Annotated in this window: 7 protein-coding genes; 4 read left to right on the forward strand and 3 right to left on the reverse strand. The window is 41.2% G+C overall.

All coding sequences use genetic code 11. From position 1 onward, the window contains the following. Window positions 1-58: 58 nt before the first annotated feature. On the reverse strand, window positions 59-409 hold the full coding sequence (gene erpA, locus H5202_RS15635) for an iron-sulfur cluster insertion protein ErpA (protein ID WP_182772891.1): 351 nt from the start codon (window positions 407-409) through the stop codon (window positions 59-61). Between the two features lie 21 nt (window positions 410-430). Next, window positions 431-1204: a DUF6776 family protein gene (locus H5202_RS15640; RefSeq protein ID WP_182772892.1), complete on the reverse strand. Its 774-nt coding sequence runs from the start codon at window positions 1202-1204 to the stop codon at window positions 431-433. A 322-nt stretch (window positions 1205-1526) separates the two neighbouring features. Between H5202_RS15640 and H5202_RS15645 the strand changes: the two genes are divergently transcribed. From H5202_RS15645 to nhaD, 4 genes are all read left to right on the forward strand, one after another. Further along, window positions 1527-3251: a chloride channel protein gene (locus tag H5202_RS15645; protein WP_182772893.1), complete on the forward strand. Its 1725-nt coding sequence runs from the start codon at window positions 1527-1529 to the stop codon at window positions 3249-3251. Window positions 3252-3793: 542 nt separating this feature from the next. Further along, entirely contained in the window at window positions 3794-4813 is a 1020-nt protein-coding gene (locus tag H5202_RS15650; RefSeq protein WP_182772894.1) for an aspartate carbamoyltransferase, read from the forward strand. A 26-nt stretch (window positions 4814-4839) separates the two neighbouring features. After that, entirely contained in the window at window positions 4840-6126 is a 1287-nt protein-coding gene (gene hemL / locus H5202_RS15655; RefSeq protein ID WP_182772895.1) for a glutamate-1-semialdehyde 2,1-aminomutase, read from the forward strand. Between the two features lie 322 nt (window positions 6127-6448). Continuing rightward, window positions 6449-7696: a sodium:proton antiporter NhaD gene (nhaD, locus tag H5202_RS15660; RefSeq protein WP_182772896.1), complete on the forward strand. Its 1248-nt coding sequence runs from the start codon at window positions 6449-6451 to the stop codon at window positions 7694-7696. A gap of 88 nt (window positions 7697-7784) precedes the next feature. Here the strand turns inward: nhaD and H5202_RS15665 are convergent. Beyond that, the coding region (locus H5202_RS15665; protein WP_182772897.1) for a general secretion pathway protein GspB at window positions 7785-8465 on the reverse strand (681 nt) is incomplete at its 5' end.

An 8465-nucleotide genomic window follows, 5' to 3' on the forward strand; every position in this document is an offset into this window, starting at 1 on the left:
CTCTAAAATGAGAGAGTTATCTCGTCTATAGAGTGATTTATCGCTGCAGTGGAACGCATTACACCGAGAAACTAGCCCCACAACCACATGTGGTAGTCGCATTAGGGGTTTTAACAAAAAAACGTGAACCTTCAAGACCCGATGTATAATCGACTTCACCACCAACAAGGTACTGAAGACTCATAGGATCAACAACTAACTGCACGCCTTGTTTTTCAATGGTGAAATCACCTTCGTTGACTTTTTCATCGAAAGTAAAGCCATACTGAAAACCAGAGCAACCGCCACCTGTTACATATACACGTAGCTTTAATTCAGGATTCTGTTCTTCTTCTAACAGACCTTTTACTTTTATCGCCGCCGCATCGGTAAATTGGATCGGCATTGCTGCATCAACTTGTTCAGTCATTACTACCTCTTACTTCGGTTTCTAATAAGAATTATCCTTTACCTGACTATTTTGTTCAAGTATTACCCGCAGTTCTTTTTCACCCATCAATAGCTCTGGCACATTATAGACTTGTTCAATCTCACCACCTTTTACCCCACGGCTAGCAGCTACCTTCACTTTGACCATAATTCGTTGTAAATTAAACCCGTTTGGCAGCACAAAATCGCTGTCCATAATGTGGAAATAATTGAACTCAAAATCCAGTTTTTTATTAACTAACTTGCTCAAAGACCGTTCTGCTGGTTTGCCGTTTAGGGTGCCGAGCAATAATACCGTGGCGTTGGTTTTCACTTTCACTTTGCGTTTTTGCAACTGCGTTAAGATTAATCGTAACTGATATTGCTCAGGAGCCACGCCTTTAGATAATTCCACGCCATGAATCGCTACCCCTTCAACATCACCATCGGTGACCATAACACTGCGATAAAATGCTAATTCTTTTTCTAATGCTTTCTGTTCAGTTAATTGCTGACTAAACATTTGTTGCATTTCTTTATTGGCATTATCGGCAATACTTAACGCTAAATTTCGACTTGCAAGCGCTTGCGCTTGGGTCTCGAGTTCTTGCAATAATTTACGCTTACCACTGGCGCTATTGGGTGTAGCCTCTGGTGCAAATGAAAGCCAAAGATTAAAACTTATTGCGCCAAGTAAAAAACATACGACCATTAACCCTATTAAGTATATGCTTGATGTCCGGTTATTACGTTCTAAAACTTGCAGTCTGTCTAACCAACGGTGATAATTTAACATTACGTTACAACCTTTTAATAAAATACAGTATGCTTGACGAAGCTTTTTTGCTTAAGGCTTATTTTTCTGTAGAGCTTAACATTTCGTTCGAATTCTATGCCGTATAAGTCAGGTTGTAAGATAATATTTAACTAACAAATGAAGCTTTACTACCCAACGTAAAGAGCTAAAACAGACATATTCAGGCAGTACCTTTGACCGGTTAAAAGCCGTTAGTGCATATTGATGGAGAGTAATAACATGACACATACGCGTTATCAGTCAATCAATAAACAACTGCAAAAAATCACCTTAAAACTGAAACAGACCTTAGAGTCAGACCGTGCAATTTAAGATAAATAAAGCCGCTATTATTCACGCCAAAAGAGCTACGCGCAAATATCTACGTAACGAATTTAGAGATAAGTTATCTCAGGCCAAAATTAGTGTGCAACTTTGTGCACTCGCACTGCTGTTTGCCATCATCGCCTCCTTAGTCATTATCTTATTCCGTTTAAGCTTGGTGTGGGCTGAACAATACCTGCATGCAGATTCAATAAGCTTTAAATCAACCTTAAGCGATTGGCGCTCTTACTTACCTTTAATCGGCGCATTACTTATTTGGTTGCTGTCACTATTGGGGTCAAAACGTTACCGTCGTATGGGTATTGCGTATGTATTGCATCGCTTTAAATTGCACTACGGTAAAGTACCGCTTCAATCAGCTGCAGGACAGTTTTTCCAAGCATTAATCGCATTAATGGCCAATTTTTCTGTCGGGAAAGAAGGTCCGGCGATTCACTTAGGCGCAGTGAGCGCCAGTGTTATGGCAGAGAAATTCTCGTTGCCAGACAATAGTGTACGCATTATGTGTGCTAGCGGTATTGCTGCCGGTATTGCCGCCACCTTTAATGCACCACTTGCGGCAGTATTGTTTGTATTTGAAGTCATTGTACGAGAGTACAAAATTCATTACTTCTTCCCTATCATGTTATCTGCTATTTGCGGCGCGGTATCGAGTCAACTTGTGTTTGGTAATATTCACGAATACGATTTGATCAATGTGATCCACATACCGCTCGATCATTATCCTATTTTACTCATTGGCGGCCTTGCGTTAGGGTGTGCTGCTGCCCTGTTTAACTTTTCGCTGACGAAAGTCACTGCGACAGGCCAGCACTGGCCGTTGATTTATCGATTGCTGATTGCTGCAGCGGTCACCACCCTAGTTGGTTTAGTGATGCCACAGGCGTTAGGCTCAGGCGATCTAGCCATTAATGAAGCCATTAGCGAGCATCCTAGTTTACTGTTTTTAATCGCGTTATTATTAGCCAAGATGCTGGCAACCATTGCTGCCATTGGCTTTGGCGTACCAGGCGGACTTATCGGCCCTCTCTATGGCATTGGCGCATTAATCGGGGCAATCCTAGCCTTAGTCAGTAGCTTATTGTTTCCGTCCATTGCGCCTTATGTTGGCTTATATACCGTAATTGGGATGACGGCTATGATGGGTGTTTGCCTTAGTGCCCCCTTGGCAGCATTGGTTGCACTTCTAGAATTAACCAACGATGCTTCGATTATTTTACCGGCTATGTTTGTCACCATTCCAGCATTTTTAGTCGCATACCAAGGATTTAATACTAACTCTATCCTGCTAAAACAACTTGATATTATGGGGCTTGGTTACAAGGTTGCTCCGCTTAACCAAGGGCTGCAAAAGAAAGGTGTTAGGGTGTTAATGGATAAACGTTTTGTCATTGTTAATGATGATGACGAACTGCTACTTGAAGTACTCAAACGCGCAGCGGGTCGGCCGGTATTGGTGCGTAATGCTGAAGGTGAAATAGAAATGCTGCGTCTTGAAATGCAGTCATTTGAAGATTCGACCACGCTTTCTCGCCTTCCTATGCCAGGATTACCTGACACTGCCACCTTAAATGAAGCCTATGAGGCACTAGTAGCGAAACGATCCGGCGAAGTGTATATCTATCGAGGCACTAACCAAAAAGTGGTTGGGGTAATAAGTTGGGCTAATTTACTTCAAGAAATTCGCTCTGGCCAAGTATAAAGCCAGCTCTTATCTCGGTTTAAGCTCTCACAAAGATAACGGTTGGCATTAACCAATTATAATTGATCTATTTTCAAGTTAGGTCTATTGATTCGCTAGGTGTATTGGCTCGCAAAGTGTATTGATTCGCAAGGTGTATTGACACATTGTTAGCGTGTCATTTTACACCTTATTACAGCTTAATTCACACGACAAAAGCGATTTAATAATGGTTTACCATCCCAAACGACAGCGGTTTTAGTAGATTGCGTTTTGAGGTTATATCTCAGTGACTATGTTTCTCATTGGACACTGCATGAACAAAAAAGCAGATCTGAACAATGTTGTTAAACAGTAAACTAAAGCCCTCTTAATGTTCGTCCTAGCAGCAAGTGAATCTTAAAGTTCAGCACGGTTATTATATTTATCTGGCAGTAATTTTCTGCTACAATTTTGCCTCAGCCACCCTACACATAACCTATAAAACGCCCTATATAATAATACGGTAAAATAGCATGCTGTTCTGGTGAATATTTTGCCCCCAAACTTTGGAAATCAGGCTGATGACACAGTTCGAAGGTTCACATATCCTTTCAGTAAGCCAGTTAGATCTGGATTCGATTAACACTATTTTTAATGTCGCTAACAAAATGACCCCTTATGCTTTGCGTGAAAAACGCACCAAAGTGTTAGAAGGTGCCATTTTAGGTAATCTGTTTTTTGAACCTAGCACCCGTACTCGTGTCAGCTTTGGCTGCGCTTTCAATTTGCTTGGCGGACATGTACGAGAAACAACAGGAATGGCATCATCGTCATTATCTAAAGGCGAGTCGCTTTACGATACCGCCCGAGTGCTCTCGACCTATTCTGATGTGATTGCTATGCGTCATCCAGATGCCTACTCCGTCAAAGAGTTTGCAGAAGGCAGTCGAGTGCCAGTGATCAATGGCGGTGATGGGCCAAATGAACATCCAACTCAAGCCTTGCTGGACTTGTTTACCATCAAAAAAGAATTAAGCCATTCAGGTATGGGTATCGATGGTATGCATATTGCCATGGTGGGCGACTTAAAATATGGCCGTACAGTGCATTCATTATCACGCTTACTTTGCATGCATAAAGACATTAAGTTCACATTGATATCGCCAAGTGAGCTAGCAATGCCTGACTATGTGATCGCCGACATTGAAAAAGCTGGCCATAAGATCACAATAACAGAACAACTTGAAGGTAATTTACATCAAGCGGATATTTTATATCTGACGCGCATTCAAGAAGAGCGCTTCCCTTCACAGGAAGAAGCTAACAAGTACCGAGGCAAGTTTCGCTTAAATCACAATATTTATACGCAGCATTGCAAATCAAATACGGTGATCATGCATCCATTACCTCGAGATTCACGCGCGCAAGCAAATGAACTCGACAATGATTTAAACAGCCATCCAAGTTTGGCTATTTTTAGACAAGCCGACAACGGCTTACTTATACGAATGGCACTTTTTGCATTAACACTTGGAGTTGAAAATCAACTCGAAAAGTATGAGTGCCCAGTAAACTGGTATTCACGTAAAGCCGATAGATAATTGGCACACAATATTAAGGATTAGACATGACCCGTTCCGAAGTTTTATTTGAACAGGCTAAAAAAACCATTCCTGGCGGCGTTAACTCACCTGTACGTGCCTTTAATGGTGTTGGTGGTTCACCTTTGTTCATTGAAAAAGCTGATGGCGCTTATATTTTTGATGCCGATGGCAAAAAGTATGTCGACTATGTGGGTTCATGGGGACCGATGATTTTAGGCCATAATCATCCTAAAATTCGTCAAGCAGTGTTAGCGGCTGTCGAAAACGGTTTATCATTTGGCGCTCCGACTGAACTTGAAGTTAAAATGGCTGAAAAAGTCATTTCAATGGTGCCATCGATGGAACAAGTTCGTATGGTGAGTTCTGGCACAGAAGCCACCATGAGCGCAATTCGTTTAGCGCGTGGTTTTACTAACCGTGATGATATTTTAAAGTTTGAAGGTTGTTACCACGGTCATGCTGATTGTTTATTAGTTAAAGCAGGTTCAGGTGCATTAACGTTAGGCCAGCCAAGTTCACCTGGTATTCCAGAAGACTTTGCCAAACACACGTTAACAGCGACTTATAACGACCTTGATTCAGTACGCGCTATATTTGAGCAGAACCCAGACAATATTGCTTGTATCATCCTTGAACCTGTAGCTGGAAACATGAACTGTATTCCACCAGTGGAAGGTTTTTTACAAGGCTTACGTACCATTTGTGACGAGTTCGGTGCATTATTAATTATCGACGAAGTGATGACAGGTTTCCGTGTCTCTATGAGCGGCGCACAAGGTCACTATGGCGTAACACCAGACTTAACCACACTAGGTAAAGTCATCGGCGGCGGCATGCCTGTAGGCGCATTTGGTGGCCGTAAAGATATCATGCAATTTATCGCACCAACGGGTCCAGTTTACCAAGCAGGTACGTTATCAGGTAACCCAATTGCCATGACCGCTGGTTTAGCACAAATGAATGAACTTTGTGAACCGGGTTTGTATGAAGCGCTTGCAGACAAAACAAAACGTGTTGCTGAAGGTTTTAAAGCTGCGGCAGATAAACACGGTATTCCATTAAACATTACTTATGTGGGCGGCATGTTTGGTATCTTCTTCACCGAAGATAAAAGCCCAATGACGTCATTTGCTCAAGTAACCAAATGCAACATGGAGCACTTCCGTCACTTCTATCATGGCATGTTAGATGAAGGTGTTTATTTAGCACCGAGTGCTTATGAAGCAGGTTTCTTATCAATGGCTCATGGCGATGCTGAAATTGAGTTTACATTAGCCGCTGTTGATCGCGTTTTTGCCACAATGAAATAAACCCACTTTATTGCTTAAGTACTTTTTAGGTTAAGCAAACTGTTGGTCACAAAAATAGGATAAATAACTACGTTGTTTATCCTATTTTTATTTGTGTAATACATCCCCATTACCTTTCTCTGTGTTCATTTTTCTATGCACGACTTTGGTCGATTATTGATGAAATAATTGTGATCTCAGTTGCGAAATGGCTCGTTGTGTGATGTGATCGCCCCGCCAAACACAAAGCTTAATTAAACCTTAAAAATAAGGCTAAATTAAGTTAGCAAAAATTCATGGTAATGATGTTGATTACCTACAACACAAAGTTGGAATTGCAGTCATGCTACATACCTTTCTTATTTCACTTGCAGTGCTTGCGCTGTTAAGTATCGTGCTCGAAGAAGTTACCCATATTAATAAAGCGAAAACTACCCTGTTCCTTGGCTGTATTGCTTGGATCACCTTGTTTATAGCCTCTGGCAGCCCAGAAAAAAGTAAACTTGTGGGTGAAAATCTTAATGAAAACTTATTGGAAATTGCCACATTATGGTTGTTTTTAATGTCAACGATGACCTTTGTTGCCTACCTTAATGCTAAAGGCATGATCCAAGTACTGGTGCAAAAAATATTTCCGCAGCAAGTGTCTGTTCGTATGTTGATGATACAAGTGGGAATGTTTTCGTTAGTGCTGTCGACTTTTTGTGACAACGTGACAGCCACTCTCGTGTCGTTAGGTTTACTGACCACCTTTAATTTAGACAAGCAAATGCGTCGCCGCATGGCGGTGTTAATTATCTTTGCAGTGAACTCTGGCGGGGTGGCATTAATCACTGGCGATGTGACTACCTTGATGATTTTCCTTGCAGGTAAAGTGCACATTTCTGATTTATTAATACTGTTTATCCCTGCAGGCGTCAGCGTCATGATCCTAGCGATATTGTTCTCACTCAAAGCTGAAGGCCATGTGAGCACATCGCCAATTGAGCAAAACTACAATACCGTTGATATCGTTATTGGCTTGATTTTCTTTATCACCATTATTTTGACTATGGTATTGAATGTGCTTTTTGGTGTTCCGCCTGTATTAACCTTCTTATTTGGCTTGTCGGTAATGTTCTTAGTGGGTCGAACCAGCAAAAGCAAAAACGAAGAAGTACAAGTTTTGGAATATATTCGCCAGGTTGAGTTCGATACCTTACTGTTCTTCTTAGGTATTTTATTGCTGGTTGGTATGCTTAAAGAAATTGGTACGCTTAACCTATTAACAGAAGTCTATGGCATGTATAACCCAAGCATTTCTAACTTCTTTACCGGTGTGGGTTCTGCACTGTTAGACAACGTGCCATTAACGGCAGCATTATTAAAAGCTGATCCAGTACTGACGACTGCACAATGGTTAGGATTAACGTATTCGGTTGGTGTCGGTGGATCGTTATTAATCATCGGTTCAGCATCTGGCATCATCGCGATGAGTAAAGTGGAAGAACTGACATTTGTTAGCTACTTAAAATATGTCCCAGCATTACTATTATGCTACTGCATAGGTTATGGATTAACGCTATTTTTAGCCAATAACATTCACGGCTAATATTACGATTTTTAAGATAAAACAAAGGCGCTATTAGCGCCTTTGTTTTATCTGTTACATACCCACATAGTCTTAAATTTCATACCCTCTAAATTGCTGGCACCCTAAATTGCTCACCGGCAATTTCTAGGACTATATCTCGTGGTCGAATTTCTACAATCGTCAGCTTATTTTTAATCATATCGCCCTGCTGTAATTCAACCCCATCGACATTTAACCAACGATTACTTGGTGTTGATGAATATACATGGGCATTAATATTAAACTCGGGTACTTGCAACTGTACGCTCGCAGGTAAGTCACCATATTTCGGAATTTGCTGATTGGAAGGTCTAGGAATAGGATCTAATTTTTCTTGTGTGACTTGCTGATTCGCCGACTGTTCATATTCAACGTCTTTAAGTGCCGTTTCAAACGCAGCAATCAAATTATTCTGTTCATTAATTGATGGCGCTTTAACAGAGGCGAAATCAACTTCTTCTGCGGCAGCATTAACTTGCAAGCGCAATGCTTCAAGCTCTGCTAAACCTCGACGATTGGCGTTAGCACCCAATACAATGGCTTCTCGTTGCTGTGCCTGTTGACGATTGCTCTCTTGTGATTCATCCAAACGGCTTTCTTGACCACTTTGATAATTAACCTGTTGAGAATCAGTTTGCTCATAGCCTGGTTGTTGATAACCTGGTTGCTGAAGATTGGTTTGTTGATAACCTGATTGTTGATAACCTGATTGTTGATAACCTGGTTGCTGAAGATTGGTTTGTTGATA

The sequence above is a fragment of the Shewanella sp. SG41-4 genome (assembly GCF_014164505.1).
Classification (GTDB): Bacteria; Pseudomonadota; Gammaproteobacteria; order Enterobacterales; family Shewanellaceae; genus Shewanella.

What these genes read in the sequence shown, in the direction of transcription:
- erpA (WP_182772891.1), bottom strand. Translation starts at nt 409, where the DNA reads ATGACTGAACAAGTTGATGCAGCAATGCCGATCCAATTTACCGATGCG.
- H5202_RS15640 (WP_182772892.1), bottom strand. Translation starts at nt 1,204, where the DNA reads ATGTTAAATTATCACCGTTGGTTAGACAGACTGCAAGTTTTAGAACGT.
- hemL (WP_182772895.1), top strand. Translation starts at nt 4,840, where the DNA reads ATGACCCGTTCCGAAGTTTTATTTGAACAGGCTAAAAAAACCATTCCT.
- H5202_RS15650 (WP_182772894.1), top strand. Translation starts at nt 3,794, where the DNA reads ATGACACAGTTCGAAGGTTCACATATCCTTTCAGTAAGCCAGTTAGAT.
- nhaD (WP_182772896.1), top strand. Translation starts at nt 6,449, where the DNA reads ATGCTACATACCTTTCTTATTTCACTTGCAGTGCTTGCGCTGTTAAGT.